Genomic DNA, 18,461 nt, shown 5'->3' on the forward strand with positions numbered 1-18,461 from the left:
GCACGACGCTTGCCTAGAAACCGCCGAATATGGATCGTGTGCTGCCGACAGCGGCACCGGATGGCATCGTGCGCCATCCATCCAAGGACCACGGCCCACGCTGTACGGACGGTTCAACAGATCTAACGCTTTGTCAGCAAATTCCGCTGTCGATGCTCTCTGTCTGAGACCGCGTTTGAGATCTGCCGTGCCGTGGGGTTGTCAGTGTCGTTGAGCTCTGTGTGAGTGGTTCTGGGGGTGGGTATCCGTCGAACCTGGCGGACGAGCAGTGGGCGCTGGTGGAGCCGTTGCTGCCGCCAGCGAGGGTGGGGCCGAAGGGTGGCCGGCGAGAGAAGCACCCGCGGCGGCGGATCGTCGATGCGATCTTCTACGTGGTGCGGACCGGATGTGCCTGGCGGCAGCTGCCGAAGGACTTCCCGCCCTGGCCGACCGTGTACTGGTACTTCACCTGGTGGCACGACGACGGCACCGTCGAGCGCATCCACGACGCCCTGCGCGGCAAGGTCCGTGAAGCCGACGGCCGCGACGCGGAACCGAGCGCCGGGCTGATCGACTCGCAGTCCGTCCGCACCGCCGACACCGTCCCAGTCACGACCAGGGGCTTCGACGCGGGCAAGAAGGTAAAGGGCCGCAAGCGGTTCATCGTCACCGACACCCTCGGCCTGCTCCTGGCCGTCCACGTCGTCGCTGCGAATATCCAGGACCGCGACGGCGGTCGCCGCCCACTGCTGTGGACCCGCCTCGACCACCCAGGTATCCGGAAGATCTGGGCGGACCAGGGCTTCGCCGGACGACTCGTCGACTGGTCCGCCCAGATCCTCGGCCGCGAGCTGGAGATCGTCCGCAAGGACCCCGGTCAGCGCGGATTCCAGGTCCAGCCCAAGCGGTGGGCCATCGAGCGCACCTTCTCCTGGCTCACCGCGCACCGGCGCCTTGCCCGGGACTACGAGACCAGCCCGGCCCACTCCGAGACGATGATCCGCTGGGCGATGATCGGCGTCATGGTCCGTCGGCTCGCCCGAGGCCGGGCGGCAACCCGCTCCGGTCCGCGCTCACTTGTCTACTGCGGTCCGATTACCCCCAGCTGAACCTCCGGTGCGGCAAGGGCTACTGTTCCGCTGTGATCGACATCGACGGAGCCCGTCTCGGGGCCGAAGCCGCCCGCCGCCTGCGGCAGGCCGATTGCTGCACCATAGAACCCGGCCTCAGCGACGACGAGTTCGAGCGCGTCGAGACCGAGTACGGCATCCAGTTCTCCGACGACCACCGCGCCTTCCTGTCGGCCGGCCTGCCCGTCTATTCGCCACCCGAAGAAGGCACTACCTGGGACAAGCCCTGGCCCGACTGGCGCAACGGCAACCCCGACGAACTCCGTTCCCACCTCGCATGGCCGACTGAGGGAGTGCTACGGGCGGTCGAGCGCGGCTACTGGCACACCTCGTGGGGCACACGCCCCGCCGAACCAGAGGACGCCCGGGCTACGGCAGAAAGGCACCTGGCAGCGGTGCCCCGACTGGTACCTCTCTACGCACACCGGTTTCTTCCCGCAGGCAGCGGAACCCACGGGCACCCCGTCCTCTCGATCTGGGGCACGGACATCATCTTCTACGGCGAAGACCTTGCCGACTACATCAGCGCCGAGTTCGAAGAGGGGTACGAGCACCCCGAGACCTGGAACCCGCGACCGAACGTCCCCTTCTGGCAGGACTTTGTTCAGTAGTCGAGCGGCTTGCTGCAGATCTCAAACGCGGTCTGAGAGGGCGTTTGATCTCGTGAGTTCCATGATGTCGGGTTCAGGTGCCTCGCCAGGTGGGTGTTGATTCGCCGGTGAGACGGCGGGTCATGTTGTCGATCATCGCGAGGTGGATCATCGCTTCGGAGCGGGCGGGCAGGGCTTCATAGTCACGGACCAGGCGCCGGTGGAGCATGAGCCAGCCGAAGGTTCGCTCCATGCACCAACGTCGAGGCAGGACAGCGAATCCCCTGGTCGTAGGGTCGCGGTGGACGATTTCCATGTCGATGCCGAGGGCGGCGGCGTGCTCGACGAGGTACTGGCGGTAGCCGCCGTCGACCCAGGCCTTGCTGATCGTGGGGTGGTCGGCGGCGGCCCGGTTCAGCAGTTGGGTGCCGGCGACGGAGTCCTGCACGCTGGCGGCCGTGACGAGTACGGCGAGCAGAAGGCCGAGGGTGTCGGTGATGATGCTGCGTTTCCTGCCGACGATCTTCTTGGCGGCGTCGGTGCCCCGGGTGGCGGCGGGCACGGTGGGCGCGGTCTTCACGCTCTGGGCGTCGATCACGCACGCGCTCGGCTCGGCGGTCCGTCCGCCGGCGGTGCGAACTCGTCGCCGCAGCAGGCCGCTGAGCTGCTCGAACACGCCGTCGCGCTGCCACTTGGCGAAGTAGCCGTAGACGGTGGCCCAGGGCGGGTACTCGTGCGGGAGGTAGCGCCACGGAATCCCGGTCCGGTCGACGTACAGGATCGCGTCGAGGATGTCCCGCAGGTCGTGCTCGGGCGGGCGCCCGATGTCCAGTGCCCTGCCCCGGCGTTCGGCCCGCCAGGCGGTCAGGACGGGCTCGACCAGTGCCCACCGGGCGTCGGATAGGTCGCTCGGGTACGGCTTCCGCGACGTCATGCCTATGGCGTACCGCTGCGGGCGGTCTTGGGCTAGGGCTCTGGCCGGAGGCCGGCGGGCGACGACGGGAACCGGGCGCCTTGGGATGAGACAGGAGCAACACGGATAGGTCGGGCGTGCTGGTCACACCAGCACGCCCGACCCTCACACACGCCTCGTCAGCCACTTCGGGAACCGGCCGATCGGGGACCGAAATCCCCACACCTCAGCCCGTGTGAGGAGCAAACGCCCTCTGAGACCGCGTTTGAGATCTGACATGGGACGATCGGTCGGTGACTCGACTCGTGAACCGTGACCGCTCCCTGGAGGAGCTTGAGCGCGACCGCTGGTCGGCGCCGTCGGGCGGCGAAACCCGGCTGATGGCGACCGTGAGCGAGCTTCGGCGCAAGCCGATCGGCGGCCTGACGGTCGAGGACATGCGGTTGCTGATCAGGCAAGACGTGGGCCTTGCCTATCTCCTGCCCTTGGCGGTGGAGGTCCTCCGGAGCGACCCGCTGGCGGAAGGCGACATGTACGAGGGTGACCTGCTGGCCGCCGTTCTCACCAGGAGTGCGGAGGCCTGGCGGGAGATCCCCGAACTCGGGCGGGCTGTCGGGTTGATCGTCTCGGAGTTGGCCGACGTGCCGCCTGCTCTGAAACGCGATATCGAGGGGTTCCTGGCTCGGTAGCTCGGCGACAACGGCTGCCGCCGCCAAAGGGTCGGTGGGGCTCCCTACGAGGGCTGCCGCACGAGCGGTCGTGGGCCGGGTCGGGTTGCCGGGCGGCCTCGGGTGAGTCGGCGGACCATGATGCCGATCATCGCCCAGCGGATCATCGCCTCGGAGCGGGCAGGGCTGGTCTCGTAGTCCCGGGCGAGGCGCCGGTGGGCGGTGAGCCACGAGAAGGTGCGCTCCACCGCCCAGCGCTTGGGCTGGACCTGGAAGCCCGCTGGTCGGGGTCCTTGCGGACAATCTCCAGGTCCCGGCCGAGGAAGCGTCGCCCTCTACCCGCGGCTCGGCATCCCGGCGCTCAACGAACTTCTCCACCGCGTCCAACTCGCCGGGACGTAGCACCGTGTGCCTGGCGGCGACCCCGAGGTCGACGACTACACCGCCCGCACCGACCCAGCCTCCGACTCGGGCGACCGCATCAGCGTGGTGTACCGAGTGTACGAAGGGATGGGGCCGTCTTCGTGACGTGGATCATCGCAGGGCCCTGACCTCGCATCAGCGCAGCCCCGGAGATGGTCGGCGGGCCGACCATCAGCCTGCGCTCCGGGGAGGGAAGGGATGAGCGTGGGCAAGACCAGCCGATTCCTCGCGTTCCCGGGACACCGCGGTCTGGGGGACGTCAGTCTGGCTGCGTAGGTGAGACCCGGTTCTGGCACGAGTTCTGTGGTCGGTTGCAGCGAGCCGCAAAGCCACCGACCGTGAAGTCCAGGGGTGGGGCTGCTGGAGCCATGGGCCGTGTGGGGTCGCGAAGTAGGATCGGCCGATGAGTGAGGACTATCCGTTCGAAGACGGCCGCAACGTTTCATGGGTGCTGGAGGGGTTCGGTTCCGACGAGTGGCTCTGCTCGTCCGTCACTGTGACACGTGAGCAGTACCTGCAGGTGCGCGCACTATTCGACCTTGGCGACGACGAGTGGATGATGGCTGGCGTGTATCCGGTTCCCCTCCAGGCCCAGGGCATAATGCAGTCATCGAAGGGGCTGTGTTCGAGGAGGATGTGGACTACTTCCTCGGAGCCCAGCAGGATCTCCCTGCCGGACTATGACCTCCTGCCGGGGTCTCCGGACCGTTCCTGGGGCTGATTCCTCCACCGTAGAACCTGTACGCCCTGTGACGGCTCCACAGAACTCGTGCCAGAACCTAAACTCGTGAACAACCGACGTCACAACCCGTGATCAAGGCCAGGGGCTGTTCGTGAGTCGATAAGACCGCAGGTGCGGCACCTCTGTCGGGGAGGTGCCGCACCCGGGGTAGGCCTATTCGTTCTCCTCGTCGTCCTCGGACTCGGCGGTCCACCACAGGTCGATCCGGTAGGTCTCAAGGACCTCCCTGTGGGCTGCCCAGATAGCGTCGGTGTCGGCCTGTGAATGTTGTTCCGCCGTGCCGAGTTCGGCGTGGAGACGCGTCTCCTGTGCGGCCGCCTCATGCCTGCCCTTCCACGACACCCGGCCTTCGTAGACTCCTGGGCGCGGCAGCTGGAAGTGACCGGCGATGTCCGGGGCGAAGGCGCGGACGACCACCTCGCCTGTGGCACTGTTGAGTACTGTCGGGCTTTCCCCCTCGTCGAGCCAGCTGTTGTCGGCCGGTGCAGGGCCGTCCCAGACCCGTACCAGGACCTCCGCGGGCGCGATGCCCTGGAGGCTGCGGAGATAGATCTGGGTGCCGGTACCCGCTACCACCGTGTCCCAGGTCTGCCTGACGGCTTCCGAGTTGGTGAGGTAGGAATCGGAGTCGTACACCTCGATGAGGCCGTTGTCGGGCCTGGCTTCGGTGCGGAACTCGAAAACGATCGGCACTGGTCGTCCTCCGGCCTTAGGGCGTGTCTCGTAATTGATCTTGGCGGGGGTCATTGCTCCTCGGCTCGCAGCCACAGGATCAGCGAGGCGAGGACGACGCCGGCCCGGTAGCGGTTGGCCAGTTTGTCGAACCTGGTGGCCACTGCCCGGAATTGCTTCAGCTTGGCGAAGCAGCGCTCAACGACGTTGCGACCCTTGTAGGCGGTCTTGTCGAAGGCCGGCGGGCGCCCGCCGCGGCTTGCGCGGCGGGCGCGGCCGGCGATCTGGTCCCGGCGTTCGGGGATGGTCGCCCTGATCCGCCGGCGCCGCAGCAGCCGGCGGATCGTCCGGGAGGAGTACGCCTTGTCGGCCACGACCCGGTCGGGTCTGGTCCTCGGCCGCCCGGCCCCTGTGCGCGGAACACGGATCGCGTCGAGGACGGCGGGCAGCATCGTGCAGTCGGCCGTGTTGCCCGTGCTCAGCACGATCGACAGCGGCAGGCCCCGGCCGTCGACCGCCAGGTGGATCTTGGTGGTCAGCCCGCCCCGGGACCGGCCGAGCGCCTCGCGGCGCGCAACTGCTGCCGGATCATCCGATTCGTCCTCGGGCTGATCCCCTTTTTGCGGGCCCCGGCCGCGTGCTGGTGGGCCCGCGCGACCGTGGAGTCGATCGAGACCGTCCACTCCACGGTCCCCACCGCGTCGTTGCGGACCTGGACCTCACGCAGAAGCGCGGCCCAGGTGCCGTCCTTCTCCCACTGGGCGAAGCGCCGGTAGACGGTCTGCCACGGACCGTACCGCTCGGGCAGATCACGCCAGGGGGCTCCCGTCCGCAGCCGCCACAGCACCCCGTTGACCACCTGGCGATGATCCCGCCATGGACGCCCGGCCCCGTCCCGCTGCGGCAACAACGGCTCTATCCGAGCCCACGCGGCATCCGTTATCTCTCCTCGACCCACCACAAGATCAATTATGAGACACGGCCTAGGTGCGTACGGCTTACGGGACGATCGTGACGTAGAACGGCTCGCAGCGGTCAGCGGCTGGAGCCTAGGTAAACCGGACGAACGCTGAGGGTTCGTCGGCAGCGTGCCGGCAGGGCAGGGAGACGTGCGGGGCGATGCTGGATGCAGGCCGTCAGCTGCAGTGGCTGGGGTCCGGCGACGCCTCGGCGCCGGGTGGCTAGGACACGTCCGGTCGATCATGTGCGGAGCCAGATGGCGAGGGCGGCTGCGGTGATGGTGCCGAGGTAGACGTATCCGCGTTTGTCGTATCGGGTGGCGACGGCTCGGGCGTGCTTGAGCTTGTTGATGGCCCGTTCGACGGTGTTGCGTTTCTTGTACCGCTCCTCGTCGAAGCCCGGTGGCCGCCCGCCGCGCGAGCCTTTGCGCAGGCGGGCGGCCCGGCTGTCGCTCTTCTCCGGGATCGTGTGCCGGATGCCGCGCCTGCGCAGGTAGGCGCGGATGGGTCCGTTGCTGTAGGCCTTGTCGGCGGCCACGCTGTCGGGCGTCTTGCGGGGCCTGCCCGGCCCGGTCCGCGGGATGCGGATCTTCTCCAGCACGGGCTCGAACTGGGTGCAGTCCGCCCGCTGCCCCGGCGTGACGACCAGGGAAAGGGGGCGGCAGCGGCCGTCCGCGCTCAGGTGGACCTTGGTGGTGAACCCGCCCCGCGAGCGGCCAAGGCCCTCGCCTCCAGCACCACCTCCACCAGGCGGGCGACGAGGCTCTGCCACGGCGTCTCGTCCTGGTGTTCGCCCTGCCCAGCCCCCTTTGAGGCCAGGGCCGGTGGTGGATCGGTGCGGGCACCGGCCGCGTGCTGGTGGGCCCGCACGATGGTGGAGTCGACGGAGATGTCCCAGTCGATGTCGCCGGCCGCGTCCGCTTCCGCCTGGACCTGCTGGAGCAGACGCTCCCACGTCCCGTCGGCCGACCACAGCCGGTGGCGCTCGTAGACCGTCTTCCACGGCCCGAACCGCTCGGGCAGGTCACGCCAGTGCACACCCGTCCGCACCCGGTGCAGAATCCCGTCGATCACCTGCCGATGGTCGCGCCACCGGCCACAACGCCTGTTGCTGACCGGCAGGAACGGCCGCAGCCGTTCCCACTCGGCATCCGTGAGATCACCCCGCCCCATGCCCGAACTAACGACCAAGGCCGGTGATAGTCACATGATCGGCCGGACAAGTCCTAGGCAGGTGGACGGTGGGCGGTGGGCGGATACGTCGGCCGGGGAGGGATCAGCGCGGGTCGGGCCGGAGGGGTGGCCGGCGCGGGCGGGGCGAGGGGTAGTCCCGGCGGTCGACCGCCGGCACTTCGGCCGGGCCGAGCTGAGCCGTCGTCGTCAGCGCGGCGCGGGACCGGTGGCGGGACCACGGGGGTGGTGGGAGCGGAACGCCTAATCCAGCACTCCGAATCGCTGATCACCTGGGCCGCGATCACCTGATGGCCAGGCGCATTACCCAGCGGCAGTCCGAACGCTCCGGACAGCCCGCCTCCCGCGAAGCCCGGCGGGACTGATCCGTCTCACGGCTACCGCCACCGCCAAGGCCCGGTCCCACCCGCGGCAGATGTCCAGCGACCACTCTGCCACCGCCCCGGCCGCCCGCCAGCCGATTCGGCCTTATGACACCCGGCATTGGATGTCGGCCTGTCGGCGGCCTAGACGCTCCCGACGTATACGCGCAGGTCGGAGCGCCCGGTCGGCACCTTCCACCGGCGCAGAGCGTCCATTCCGCCGGTGGGCCAACCATCGGCATCCTGGTCGGCGACGAACCGCACGACACGTTGCTGGACGTCGCTCAGATCTCCGAAGGACTGCGGCGGTTCGGCGGGTTCGCCCGGAAAGACCAGCGTGAACAGCCTGTGCGCCGTGTTGTACCTCTCGACGCCCGTGCAGTCGGCCAGGCCGACGAGTACGGCCTCGACCGCCCGGAGCGTTGTGCCCTCGGACGTCTCGGCCAGGGCCATCGCGGCGAGGCTGCCGTAGGAGCCGCTCAGGAACGACATGGTCTCAGCCCTCTCCGGCGGCCGGGCGACGACCTGGATCAGCACGTCGACGACGGCCGGGCCGGCGATGCCGAGCCGTGTCAGCGCGAAGGCGGAGGCCCAGCGCAGCTCGACGACAGGGCTGTCGAGGTAACTTTCGATGAAGGGGATGACCGCCGGATCGCCGAGCAGCCCGAGGGCGACCAGGCCGGTCGCCGCGGTGCCGGGCGAGGCTTCATCGGTGACGAACGCCTTCAGCAGCGGAATCGAGGTCGCCGCGGACTCGGGGAACCATGCGAACAGGTTCGCTGTCTCGGCGCGCAGCTCAGGGCTGTTCGAGGTCAGCAGGACGGCGAGTGCGGGAAGTGTTTCCCGAACGGCCTCGTAGGAGGACACAACCGCTTCGGCGTCGATGAGCACCTGCTCGCACATCGCTTCGCGCTGCTTGCGCTGCTCGTCGTCCGTGGCGTCGGCGATCCACTGGGCCCAGTGGTCGGCTTCACCTCGCAGGCTTTCCAGGTTGTCGCGGTCTTCCCGAGGGTCGTAGCCGTTCGGCAGATGGTTGTTGTCCAGCCCGATCGCGATGGCGACCAGCAGAGCGACGAACTGGTGCCTGTTGACCAGTCTCGGGTCGAGCGCCATCCGCACGAGAAACGGAACGGTGTACGCCGCAGCCTGCGATCGCGTGCCCTGGTGCACGATGTGGTTCGCGAGCTGCGCACTCGGCGGGTACTGGCCCTCCCAGTCCCCGGCCTGCATCGCCCGGAGGTGTCCGGGAACGTCGTCGGCCTTGCCGTAGGAGTGCCGCAGTTCGGCCCAGGGCACATCGTCCAGGCCGGCAAGAGGGTCGCTAGTCACAGCAGCGAATCCTGGCACACCAGGAACTCGCTGCCCCCTCCTCCGCACCGTGATCCGTCCCTCCAAAGACCTATGAACCCAACCCTGTTCGATTCCTGACCTGGCTATAGGCCGAACAGCGCTACCGCCAGCTCGAGACCGACTGGCCGCCGCGCTGCCGCCGGCGATGTCCAGGTTGCCGTGCCACACGATGTCGGCGTCCTCCGGGAGGAGCAGGGGAGCGGTGCGGCCGTCGTGGGTCCAGGCCGTGGGCGACGGCGACGCGTACGTGCGGGGCGCTCAGCAGGCCCGGGCTGGCGCGGTGTCCGTTGGGGCAGATGTAGGTGGCCTCCGGGCCGTCGGCCAGGACGGTGCCGCCGGGCAGGGTGCCGCACGGCGCGCAGGCGACCGGGACCGCGCCGACGACCATGCCGCCGCTCCACCGGTACACCCGCCCGCCGTCCATCCGGACCGTCAGCGCTCCCACGGGGAGCGGCGCCGCGGGCAGCAGCTGCTCCTCGGCCTCGGTGGTCCCGGCCAGCAGGGCGAGCAGCACGTCGACCTGCCGGGCCAGCAGCGACGGCCGGGGCTCGACCATCCCGATCGGTGGCTCCCGCGTCGCCCGCCCGGTCCAGGGCGTTCAGGCCACGGGCGCGCCCGGAGAGCGTGAGGGCCGACGTCGGTATCGGTGATCACCTGTTCCGGTGATCGTTGGGGGAGAGCCGGGGGCCGAATCGTGGGGTGCGGGCGCCGGCGAGGAAGGCGAGTTTGCAGACGCGGTGGCGGTGGCCCGCGTAGGGGGCGAGGAGGTCGAGCATCTCCTCGTCGGTACTGCGGGCGCGGCCGGTGAAGAAGTGCCCGATGTGGTTGGCGAGGTGATAGTCGCCGACGGAGACGGCGTCGGGGTCGCCGTTGGAGCGCTGGAGGGTCTCGGCGGCGGTCCAGATGCCGATGCCGGGCACGGTCATGAGGCGCTCGAAGGCCTCCGTGCTGGTCATGGCGGAGGCTTCCTCGAGCCGGGGCGCGAGGCGGACGGCGCGCAGGATCGTCGCCGCGCGCTTCGGGTCGACGCCGGCCCTGTGCCATTCCCAGCTGGGGATCGCGGCCCACTGGCGGGCCGAGGGCATCACCAGCAGGTCGGGGCGCGGGCCGGGCGCGGCGGTGCCGTGGCGGCGGACGAGGTAGCGCATGCCGCGCCTGGCCTCGAGGACGGTGACCTTCTGCTCCATGATCGCGGGGATCAGGGAGTCCAGGACGAGGCCGGTGGCGCACAGGCGCAGGCCCGGGTTGCGGCGCTGGACCTCGCGAAGCGGCCCGGGCGGCAGGGTGAGGCGGTCGGGGGTGTCGGTCGCGCCGAGCAGGGTCGGCAGGCGCTCGAGGAGCCAGTCGGCCGCCTCGCCCCACGCGGTCGCGTGGATCTCGCCGGTCGCGGGGCGGGCGGTGATGCGCAGGGTGCCGGTGCCGGCCGGGGTGCGGAAGGTGCGCCACAGCTCGCCGGGCGACCACGCCGAGACGGGGTCGTCGGCGCCCCGGTGGAGCGGGCCGATCACGTGGGCGACGTCGAGCGGGAACGGCGGCCGCCAGGTGCGCTCGAGGGGTCCCATGTCCGGCCTCCCTCGGATGAGCGTCCCGCGCCGCGGGGCTGCGGCATGCCGGGACACTATCGCACTCGCATGTCCGTGACCTGCAGTGATGGGAGCGGTTCGAACGAGTGAACGATTTAATGAGAGATGCGATTCCGCTTGCTTAGTTTCGCACGAATGTTCGATGCTGGGCGTGTGGAAGCAACCCTCGCAGCGCTGGCCCCCCGGCTCCAGCTGTCCCGCCCAGGACCGCTGGTTCCGGTGCTGCCCGCCCTGCAGGACCTGCTCCCGGACAAGGGGCTGCGCCCGGGCGCGGTCGTGTCGGTGACCGGCGGCGCGACCGCGCTGGTGCTCGCGCTCGCGGCCGCCGCGACCACCTCCGGTATGTACTGCGCCGCGCTGGGATTCGACGGGTTGGGCGCGCTCGCGGCGGCGGAACTCGGCGTCGACGTCTCCCGCCTCGTCGTGGTCGACGCCCCGCCCGAACGGCGCGCCGAAGTCGCCCTGGCACTGGCCGACGGGGTCGGCATCCTGCTGCTGCAGGGCGCCCCGGCACCGGGCCCGGCCGCCGAGCGCCTGGTCACGGTAGCCCGCCGCAGCGGGTGCGCGGTGGTGGTGGCGGGGGAGTGGCCCGGGGCACGGGTGCGCCTGCGGGTGGTGTCGCGGGCCTGGGAGGGGCTGGGGCAAGGGCGCGGCCGGCTGCGGGCGCGGCGCCTGGCCGTAGTGGCCGGCGGGCGGGGAGCGGCGGCGCGGGAAAGGCGGGCGGAGCTGTGGCTGCCGGACGCGCAGGGCGCGGTGCGCCTGGTCGAACGGCCTGCCGCAGCCGCGGCGCCGCAGCGGCGCGCCCACGCCGGCGAGCGCCCGCTGGTGGTGGTGTGACATGGGTGAGCGTGTGGGGCGTGTGCTGGCGGGCTGGGTCCCGGACTGGCCGGTGGTAGCGGTGCTCGGCCGGGAGCCGGAGCCGCAGTGCCTCGCGGCGGTGACCGAACGCGGCCGGATCCTGGCCGCCAGCGGCGCGGCCCGCGCGGCCGGCGTCCGCGGTGGGCAGAAGCTGCGCTCGGCGCAGGCCCTGGTCGCGGACCTGCAGGTCTTCGACCGGGATCCCGATCTCGAGGCCCAGGCGTTCGAGCCGGTCGCGGATGCGGTCGGTGCCCTGGCCGCGCACCTGGAGGTGGTGCGGCCCGGGCTGCTGGCCCTGGCCGCGGCGGGCGCGGCGCGCTTCCACGGCGGTGAGGACGTGCTGGCCGAGCGGGTGACGGACGCGGTCGAGGCGACGGGGCACCCGTGCCGGGTCGGGATCGCTGACGGCCTGTTCGCCGCGCGGCTGGCCGCCCGCGTGCAGCAGATCGTCCCCCCGGGGACGAGCGCCCGGTTCCTGGCGCCGTACCCGGTGGCGGAGCTGGGGGAGCGGCCTCTCGCCGACCTGCTGAACCGGCTCGGACTGGCCAGCATCGGTCAGTTCGCCGCGCTGCCGGCCGCGAGCGTCGCGGACCGCTTCGGCCAGGCCGGCGTGCTCGCGCACCGCCTGGCCCGCGGCCTGGAGGCCCGTCCGGTCGTGGCCCGCCCCCCGGGGACGGACCTGACAGCCGAGCAGCACTTCGACGAGCCCGTGCTGCTCGCGGAGCCGCTGGTGTTCACCGCGCGCACCCTCGCCGAGCGCCTGCACGAACACTTGGCGGCGGCCGGGCTGGCGTGCGAGCGCGTCGACGTCGAGGTCGAGTGCGCCGACGGCACCACCGCCTCCCGGGCCTGGCGCCATGAAGGAGTCCTGTCCGTCGGAGCGGTGGCCGAGCGGGTGCGCTGGCAGCTGCAGGCCTGGCAGCAGCGCGCCATCTTCGACGAAGCGTCCGGCGGCGTGGTGGCCCTGCGCCTGGTCCCGGACGGTCTGGTGAGGGATCCGGGCCGCCAGCTGTCCCTGGAGGACGGCGACCAGGAAGCGCGGGCCCGGGCGGAGCGCGCGGTGGCGCGGGTGCAGGCGATCCTCGGCCACAGCGCCCCAGTGACCGTCGACCTCGCCGGTGGCCGCGCCCCGGGCGACCGGGTGGTGCACACGCCGTGGGGGGACGCCCACCAGGAGCGCCGCGCGGACGGCCCCTGGCCCGGCAGGCTGCCCGCACCGTCGCCCACCCACGTCCCGGCGGCGCCCGCTGCAGTGCGGCTGCTGGACGCGGACGGACACGACGTCGAAGTGAGCGCCCGCGCCGAGGTCCGCTCGGCACCGGCGCACCTGGTCCTGCCCGACGGCGTGAGCCAGGTCGCGGCCTGGGCCGGCCCATGGCCGGAACAGGAGCGCTGGTGGGACCCGGAGCACGCGCGGCGCACCGCGCGTATGCAGGTCGTCGTCGACGACGGACGGGCTTTACTGCTGGCCGTCACAGGCGGGCGCTGGATGCTCGAGGGCGACTACGACACCTGACATCCCCCTCACCGCCACCGGGCCGGCGCCCGCCGCCCGTTCACCACCGAGCACCACCACCTGGACGACCACCATGGGATTCACCAACCACCCCCACACCCCGTGGAACGAGCTACACCGCCGCCTGGCCGGCGCCCCGCCCGGCCCGGGCGGGCGAACCGTCGTCCCCTTCCCCGGCACGGCCCCGTCCACCAAGCCCGCCCCACCGGCCCGCCCCGCCTCGCCGCCGACGGGACCGGACTGGGCCGAACTCCACGTCCACACCACCTACAGCTTCCTGGACGGCGCCAGCGACCCGGCCGCCCTCGTCGACGAGGCCGCCCGCCTCGGCATCGAGACGCTCGCCGTCACCGACCACGACGGCCTCTACGCGGCCGCCGTCTTCGCCGCCGAGGCCCGCCGCACCGGCATCAGCACCGTGTTCGGCGCCGAGCTGACCCTGGACGCCGACCTCGCGCCGACCGGCGTCCCGGACCAGGACGGCGAACACCTGCTGATCCTGGCCCGCGGCGCCGAAGGCTACCGCCGCCTCGCCAAGGTCATCGGCGACGCCCACCTCGCCGGCGGCCAAAAACGCCGCCCCCGCTACGACCGCGACCGCCTCGCCAGCGCCCACGACGGCCACTGGGCCGTCCTCACCGGCTGCCGCAAAGGCGCCGTACGCCGCGCCCTCGACACCCAAGGCCCACAAGCCGCCGAGCGTGAACTGCGAGCACTGGCCGACCGCTACGGCCACGACAACGTCTACGTCGAACTCACCGACCACCGGATGCCCGAAGACGACGACCGCAACGACACCCTCGCCGCACTCGCCACCCGAACCGGCCTCACCCCCGTGGCCACCACCGCCGCCCACCACGCATCCCCAGCCCAGCTGCGCCTGGCCCAGACCCTCGCCGCACTGCGCCAGAACGCCTCCCTCGCCGAAGCCGAGCCGTACCTCGCCGCCACCGGCGCAGCCCACCTGCGCTCCCCGACCGAGATGGCCGCCCGCCTCGCCCCCTGGCCCGGCATCCAGCAGGCCACCGTCGACCTCGCCCGCACCTGCGCCTTCGACTTCCGCACCCTCTCCCCGCAACTGCCCGGCTTCCCCGTCCCCGACGGCCACACCGAGGCCAGCTGGCTGCGCGAACTCACCCTGCGCGCCGCCACCACCCGCTTCGACCCCGCCAACACCAAGGCGCACCACCAGATCGCCTACGAGCTGCAGGTGATCGAGCAGCTCGGAATGGCCGGCTACTTCCTCATCGTCCACGACATCGTCGACTTCGCCCGCCGCGCCGACATCTGGTGCCAGGGCCGCGGCTCGGCCGCCAACTCCGCCGTCTGCTACGCCCTCGGCATCACCTCCGTCGACCCGATCCACTACGGCCTGCTCTTCGAACGCTTCCTCAGCCCCGAGCGCGACGGACCGCCCGACATCGACCTCGACATCGAGCACCGCCGCCGCGAAGAGGTCATCCAGTACGTCTACGACACCTACGGCCGCGACCACGCCGCCCAGGTCGCCAACCTCATCACCTACCAGCCCCGCCTCGCCGTCCGCGACGCCGCCCGCGCCCTCGGCTACGCCACCGGCGACCTCGACCGCTTCGCCCGCGAGACCAGCTGGCACGAAATGCCGCCACCCGACGCACCAGTGCCCGCCGACGTGCGCGACCTCGCCGCCCAGCTGCGCGGCCTGCCCCGCCACCTCGGTATCCACTCCGGCGGCATGGTCCTCACCAAAGACCCGATCGCCACCACCTGCCCCACCGAGTGGGCCACCATGCCAGGCCGCTCCGTCCTCCAATGGGACAAGGAGGGCGTCGCCGAAGCCGGCCTCGTCAAGATCGACCTGCTCGGCCTCGGCATGCTCTCCGCCCTGCACGACACCTGCGACCTGATAGCCCAGCACCACGGCATCCGCTACGACCTCGCCACCATCCCCCCGGACGACCCCGCCGTCTACGACATGCTCTGCCGCGCCGACACCGTCGGCGTCTTCCAGGTCGAATCCCGCGCCCAGGCCTCCGCCCTGCCGCGCATGCGCCCGCGCCGCTTCTACGACCTCGTCGTCCAGGTCGCCCTCATCCGCCCCGGCCCCATCCAGGGCGGATCCGTCCACCCCTACATCCGCCGCCGCAACGGCCACGAACCCGCCACCATCGCGCACCCCCTCATGAAACGCGCCCTCGCCAAGACCCTCGGCGTCCCGCTGTTCCAGGAACAGATGATGCAACTGGCCATCGACTGCGCCGGCTTCACCCCCACCGAAGCCGACCAACTGCGCCAGGCGATGGGATCCAAGCGCTCCCACCAGCGCGTCGCCGAACTGCGCGAGCGCCTGCTCGCGGGGATGGCCGAGCGCGGCATCCCCACGGAGGTCGCCGAAGACGTCTACGCCAAGATCGACGCATTCTCCAGCTACGGCTTCCCCGAAAGCCACGCCGCCAGCTTCGCCCTGCTGGTGTACGCATCCGCCTGGCTCAAGCACCACTACCCGGAGGCGTTCACCTGCGCACTGCTGGCCAACCAGCCGATGGGCTTCTACTCCCCGCTCACCCTGATCGCCGACGCCAAACGCCACGGCGTCACCGTGCTACCCGCAGACGTCAACCACAGCAGCCCCCAGCCCACCCTCGAACCGGCACCCGACCGCGACCAGGATCCAACGGCCTCCGCACGGCCGGCGATCCGCCTGGGCCTCGCCGCCGTGCGCGGCCTCGGCCCCGACCAGGCCGAGGCGATCGCAGCCCACAGCCCCTACAGCGACCTGGAGGACTTCGCGCGCCGCACCGCCCTGCCCGCCCCCGTCCTCGAGGCCCTCGCCACCGCCGGAGCGTTCACCAGCCTCGGCGTGACCCGCCGCCAGGCCCTATGGTCCGCCGGGCTGCTCGCCCGCACGAGCGACGCCATGCTGCCCGGCACCGCACCCGCGCTCACCGCTCCGGCAGGCCTGCCGGAGATGACCGCCGTCGAGGAGACCATCGCCGACCTGTGGGCCACCGGCACCTCCGCCACCACCCACCCCGTCCAGCACGCCCGCCCGCACCTGCAGCACTGCGGCGCCATGACCGCCGCCGACTTCAAGCACGGCGCCACCCCCGGAACCATGGTCGCCGTCGGCGGCCTCGTCACCCACCGCCAGCGCCCACCGACGGCCGGCGGCGTCCTGTTCATCTCCCTCGAAGACGAAACCGGACTCGTCAACATCATCTGCCAGCCCCACATCTGGGAACGCCAACGCCGCGTCGCCCTCGGCAACGCCGGCCTGCTCGTCCACGGCACCGCCGAACGACGAGACGGCGCGATCAACCTCGTCGCGACCCGACTCACCCCACTCACCCTCGCCCCCGGCACCCGAAGCCGCGACTTCCGATGACCCCCCACTCGCCAACCCCACCCCCGCCTGCGCAGGTCAACGACCCAAACCCGGTGACCGGTCCGCCGCACCCGGGATACAGTCACCACCCGAACCACCGGAAGGGCACCATGGCCGACACCACCACCACCCCCGGCGCCACCAGCGGCCGCCCCAAGGGCGTGCGCGCGGACCCCGACGGCCTCACCGACCGCCAACGCCGCGTGATCGAGGTCATCCGGGACAGCGTCCAACACCGCGGCTACCCACCGTCCATGCGCGAGATCGGCCAGGCCGTAGGCCTCTCCAGCACCTCCTCGGTCGCCTACCACGTCAAGGCCCTCGCCCGTAAGGGCATCCTCTACCAGGACCCCCAGCGCCCCCGCGCCTACCGCGTCACCGCCGACCGCCATGCACCCGCAACACCGGCCCACACCCCCGCGAACGGCACCACCCCCGTCCCACTCGTGGGCCGCATCGCCGCCGGCGGCCCGACCTTGGCCGAGCAGACCGTCGAGGACGTCCTCCCCCTGCCCCGCCAGCTGGTCGGCGAAGGCGAGCTGTTCGCACTCACAGTGCGCGGCGACTCCATGGTCGAGGCAGCCATCACCAACGGGGACACCGTCGTCGTGCGCCGCCAGCCGGTCGCCGAGAACGGCGACATCGTCGCCGCGCTGATCGACGACGAGGCCACCGTCAAGCGACTCAAGCGCCAGGACGGCCGGATCTGGCTGATGCCCCACAACCCGGCGTACGAGCCGATCAACGGCGACAACGCCACCATCCTCGGCAAGGTCGTCGCCGTCCTGCGCCGCCTCTGACGAAGAACCGGCGAAGACCGTACCCCGGAAAACCCGAAGTCCCGGCCCAAACACGGCAGTAGGCTCCGACGGACGATCCGAACGGAGGCGGCACGTGCGCACGCTGATCGACCCGCTCACCCCCGAGGAGAGCGTTCTCCTGCGAACCGTCTGGGAGCCCTTCGCGAAGAACGGGCGCTTCCCAACGTCCAGACACGTCCACCTCGTACTGCACCGTCAAGGCATCGATGCCGCCGCCGTGCTGCGCAGCCTGCCGGTGGCCCAGCTGAGCAGCTGGAATGCCAGCTACCGGGCCGTGCACTCCGACCGGGACGGCTATTTCCGGCCGGACGGCGAGGTGCGTCTGACGCTGGCCGCCCTGTACCACCTCAGGGGCGACGAGACCGCGGACGGAATCTGCAAGCTCCTGCTGGAGGCCATGCGAGCGGCCGGCAAGGCGCAGGAGTACATCCTCACCGACCCCTACGCCACCGAGGCCGCCGAGGCGCCGTTCGCGAAGGTACTCGCCGGGACCGGGGCAACGGACGAGCTCGCGCAACGGGCGGAACTCATCGCGGCTCACGAGTGGCCGGGGCTGCGCATCTCCAGGCAAGACGCCAACACCCGGATTGAATCGGTGCAGCCCGGCTCCCTTCTGCCGGACGCCGACTTCACCTCGGTCGAGGAATACCTTTCGGCTGTCATCGTTGCGGCCACCCCCGCTCCCGTCGCCCAGCCGCTGCCCTACAACGACAACGACCCCCGGGCGCTGCTGCGGGCCTTCGGTGTCCTGGACGTGAGCGTCGAGCTGGTCCTCCGTATCGAGGGGTTCACGCCCCGGCCGCCGGTGGACCGTTCGGCACTCCTGGCCTTCGGCATAGACGACGAAGACGGCCTCCAGACCGGGATCACCGTTCTCACCGAGATGCTCAGCAAGCTCAAGGTCGGGAAGGTCTCCTCGTCGAAGGACGTGAATAGCGACCACGTGCTCAGGCGGCTGGAGGCCTGGCTAGCGGAAGCGCTGCCGGGCATCGATACCTCAGCAGTCGCCAGCTCGGCCAAGACCTTCGACAGCGTCCGCGAGATACGCAACAGCATCGTCCACCCGAAGCCCGGCCGTGCGCTCCTGGACGCCCATCAGGAGCTAGGCCTCCCGTACCCGATCACCGATCCCACCGTGGCATGGGACAGCATCCGCGCACACACCGAACGCGCCCTCACCAGACTGTACGACGCGATCATCGGCGCGCGCCCCGGCAAGCTGCAGTAGGCCACGGCGCGACGCGGCATGGCCAAAGACCTGCGGCCAGCGGCACCTGCTGCGATCCCCTGGCACCGGCCTTGTCAGCCCTCACCGCGACCAACTCTGGCAGCAGCCCGGC

The 18,461-nt window shown here is 71.1% G+C and carries 15 protein-coding genes and 2 pseudogenes; 9 read left to right on the forward strand and 8 right to left on the reverse strand.

The genetic code is table 11. The features are described 5' to 3' along the window. Positions 1-182 precede the first annotated feature (182 nt). Together ACZ5GH_RS38055 and ACZ5GH_RS38060 are read left to right on the forward strand one after the other, a co-directional pair. The gene (locus tag ACZ5GH_RS38055; RefSeq protein ID WP_387760396.1) at positions 183-1,088 is read left to right on the forward strand and encodes an IS5 family transposase; all 906 of its coding nucleotides are present in this window, start codon (positions 183-185) and stop codon (positions 1,086-1,088) included. Positions 1,089-1,120: 32 nt separating this feature from the next. Further along, entirely contained in the window at positions 1,121-1,720 is a 600-nt protein-coding gene (locus ACZ5GH_RS38060) for a hypothetical protein (RefSeq protein ID WP_387760364.1), read from the forward strand. Positions 1,721-1,793: 73 nt separating this feature from the next. Here ACZ5GH_RS38060 and ACZ5GH_RS38065 read toward each other — a convergent pair whose 3' ends face one another. Then, the gene (locus tag ACZ5GH_RS38065; protein ID WP_464336713.1) at positions 1,794-2,633 is read right to left on the reverse strand and encodes an IS5 family transposase; all 840 of its coding nucleotides are present in this window, start codon (positions 2,631-2,633) and stop codon (positions 1,794-1,796) included. A gap of 272 nt (positions 2,634-2,905) precedes the next feature. On the opposite strand from ACZ5GH_RS38065, the gene ACZ5GH_RS38070 reads away from it, so the two are divergent. After that, on the forward strand, positions 2,906-3,301 hold the full coding sequence (locus ACZ5GH_RS38070; RefSeq protein WP_464336714.1) for a contact-dependent growth inhibition system immunity protein: 396 nt from the start codon (positions 2,906-2,908) through the stop codon (positions 3,299-3,301). Between the two features lie 44 nt (positions 3,302-3,345). On the opposite strand, the pseudogene ACZ5GH_RS38075 reads toward ACZ5GH_RS38070, so the two are convergent. Next, positions 3,346-3,590: pseudogene (locus ACZ5GH_RS38075) on the reverse strand (transposase); the annotation flags it as partial. 516 nt (positions 3,591-4,106) lie between these two features. Between ACZ5GH_RS38075 and ACZ5GH_RS38080 the strand changes: the two are divergent. Next, positions 4,107-4,424 carry a hypothetical protein gene (locus ACZ5GH_RS38080; protein WP_464336715.1) on the forward strand — a complete coding sequence of 106 codons (318 nt, stop codon included), beginning with the start codon at positions 4,107-4,109 and terminating at the stop codon, positions 4,422-4,424. A gap of 174 nt (positions 4,425-4,598) precedes the next feature. Here the strand turns inward: ACZ5GH_RS38080 and ACZ5GH_RS38085 are convergent, their stop codons facing one another. The 6 genes and pseudogenes from ACZ5GH_RS38085 to ACZ5GH_RS38110 form a co-directional block, all read right to left on the reverse strand. Beyond that, positions 4,599-5,192: a hypothetical protein gene (locus ACZ5GH_RS38085; RefSeq protein WP_464336716.1), complete on the reverse strand. Its 594-nt coding sequence runs from the start codon at positions 5,190-5,192 to the stop codon at positions 4,599-4,601. Further along, positions 5,189-6,075 (reverse strand): IS5 family transposase gene (locus ACZ5GH_RS38090; RefSeq protein ID WP_464336944.1). Its coding sequence is split into 2 segments (ribosomal slippage): positions 5,189-5,721 and positions 5,721-6,075, totalling 888 coding nucleotides; the frame shifts between segments, so codons are not numbered across the junction. The genes ACZ5GH_RS38085 and ACZ5GH_RS38090 overlap by 4 nt, the downstream gene beginning before the upstream one ends. 242 nt (positions 6,076-6,317) lie before the next feature. Further along, positions 6,318-7,249 (reverse strand): annotated as a pseudogene (locus tag ACZ5GH_RS38095) (IS5 family transposase). 524 nt (positions 7,250-7,773) lie between these two features. Further along, positions 7,774-8,958: a HEAT repeat domain-containing protein gene (locus ACZ5GH_RS38100; RefSeq protein WP_464336717.1), complete on the reverse strand. Its 1,185-nt coding sequence runs from the start codon at positions 8,956-8,958 to the stop codon at positions 7,774-7,776. A gap of 121 nt (positions 8,959-9,079) precedes the next feature. Then, positions 9,080-9,535 carry a hypothetical protein gene (locus tag ACZ5GH_RS38105; RefSeq protein WP_464336718.1) on the reverse strand — a complete coding sequence of 152 codons (456 nt, stop codon included), beginning with the start codon at positions 9,533-9,535 and terminating at the stop codon, positions 9,080-9,082. 94 nt (positions 9,536-9,629) lie between these two features. Then, on the reverse strand, positions 9,630-10,541 hold the full coding sequence (locus ACZ5GH_RS38110) for a DNA-3-methyladenine glycosylase family protein (protein ID WP_464336719.1): 912 nt from the start codon (positions 10,539-10,541) through the stop codon (positions 9,630-9,632). Positions 10,542-10,715: 174 nt separating this feature from the next. Here ACZ5GH_RS38110 and ACZ5GH_RS38115 point away from each other — a divergent pair, with 174 nt between their 5' ends. The 5 genes from ACZ5GH_RS38115 to ACZ5GH_RS38135 all read left to right on the forward strand — a co-directional run bounded on the left by ACZ5GH_RS38115 (position 10,716) and on the right by ACZ5GH_RS38135 (position 18,349). Beyond that, positions 10,716-11,399, forward strand: a complete 684-nt coding sequence (locus ACZ5GH_RS38115) for a hypothetical protein (protein ID WP_464336720.1) — start codon at positions 10,716-10,718, stop codon at positions 11,397-11,399. 1 nt (position 11,400) lies between these two features. Then, complete coding sequence (locus ACZ5GH_RS38120) at positions 11,401-12,936, forward strand: DNA polymerase Y family protein (RefSeq protein ID WP_464336721.1); 1,536 nt, start codon at positions 11,401-11,403, stop codon at positions 12,934-12,936. A 73-nt stretch (positions 12,937-13,009) separates the two neighbouring features. Further along, entirely contained in the window at positions 13,010-16,300 is a 3,291-nt protein-coding gene (locus ACZ5GH_RS38125) for an error-prone DNA polymerase (protein ID WP_464336722.1), read from the forward strand. A gap of 110 nt (positions 16,301-16,410) precedes the next feature. Next, positions 16,411-17,100, forward strand: a complete 690-nt coding sequence (gene lexA, locus ACZ5GH_RS38130; protein WP_464336723.1) for a transcriptional repressor LexA — start codon at positions 16,411-16,413, stop codon at positions 17,098-17,100. Positions 17,101-17,194: 94 nt separating this feature from the next. Next, entirely contained in the window at positions 17,195-18,349 is a 1,155-nt protein-coding gene (locus ACZ5GH_RS38135) for a hypothetical protein (RefSeq protein ID WP_464336724.1), read from the forward strand. Positions 18,350-18,461 lie beyond the last annotated feature (112 nt).

This window comes from Kitasatospora sp. Xyl93 (genome assembly GCF_055383135.1).